Source organism: Sphingomonas phyllosphaerae, assembly GCF_029623345.1.
GTDB classification, from domain to species: domain Bacteria; phylum Pseudomonadota; class Alphaproteobacteria; order Sphingomonadales; family Sphingomonadaceae; genus Sphingomonas; species Sphingomonas phyllosphaerae_C.
This window is the reverse complement of the sequence record NZ_JAPYKH010000054.1, coordinates 1-975: the sequence shown is the minus strand read 5'-3', so window position 1 is coordinate 975 and position 975 is coordinate 1. Positions and strand designations below refer to the sequence as shown.

Genomic DNA, 975 nt, shown 5'->3' with positions numbered 1-975 from the left:
GCGCCCCGCCGCCAAACTCCCTCAGTGATTGTCGCGCGGCAGGCCCATGGTCTGCGCGATGCGCTGGTATTTCTCCGCGCCTTCCAGGATCGCGCCGGTGTTCATCTGCCCCACCACCGCGCGCTGGATCTCCTGCCACGGCGTCTGCGAGGCCGGGTAGGCATAGCCCCCCGCCGCCTCCAGCGCGCGGCGGCGCTCGGCCAGCTCGGCCTCGTCCACCAGCACGTCGACCCGCGCAGTGTTGAGGTCGACGCGCACGCGGTCGCCGGTGCGCAGCAAGGCGAGCGCTCCCATCGCCGCGGCCTCGGGCGAGGCGTTGAGGATCGACGGCGACCCGCTCGTCCCCGACTGGCGCCCGTCGCCGATGCACGGCAGCGCGTGGACACCCTCGGTGATCAGATAGGCCGGCGGGCGCATGTTCACCACCTCGGCCGCACCGGGATAGCCGACCGGCCCGGCGCCGCGCATGAACAGCAAGGTCTCGGGCGTGATCCCGGTGGCGGGATCGTCGATCCGCGCGTGATAATCCTCGGGTCCGTCGAACACCACCGCGGGGCCCTCGAAGGCGTTGAGGTCGGCCGGGTTGCTCAGATAACGGTCGCGGAACTCGGGCGAGATCACGCTGGTCTTCATCACCGCCGCGTCGAACAGATTGCCCGACAGCACCAGGAACCCCGCCGCCTCCTTGAGCGGGCGGTCGTACGGGCGGATCACCGCCTCGTCCTCGATCGCCACGCCGCGGCAGTTCTCGCCCATCGTGCGGCCGTTGACCGTCAGCGCATCCTCCGCGATCAGACCCTGTTCAATCAGCTGGTTGACCACCGCAGGCACGCCGCCGGCGCGGTAATAATCCTCGCCGAGATACTCGCCCGCGGGCTGCAGGTTGACCAGCAAAGGCACGCCGTGCCCCTCGGTCTCCCAGTCCTTCAGCGGCAGGTCGACCCCGACATGGCGCGCCAAAGCGGCGAGGTGGAT

General features: G+C 70.3%; 1 protein-coding gene. It reads right to left on the bottom strand.

Features of this window, described 5'->3' with window-relative positions; genetic code table 11:
- Positions 1–21: 21 nt before the first annotated feature.
- The coding region (locus QBJ89_RS20080; RefSeq protein ID WP_277982213.1) for a dihydroxy-acid dehydratase at positions 22–975 on the bottom strand (954 nt) is incomplete at its 5' end.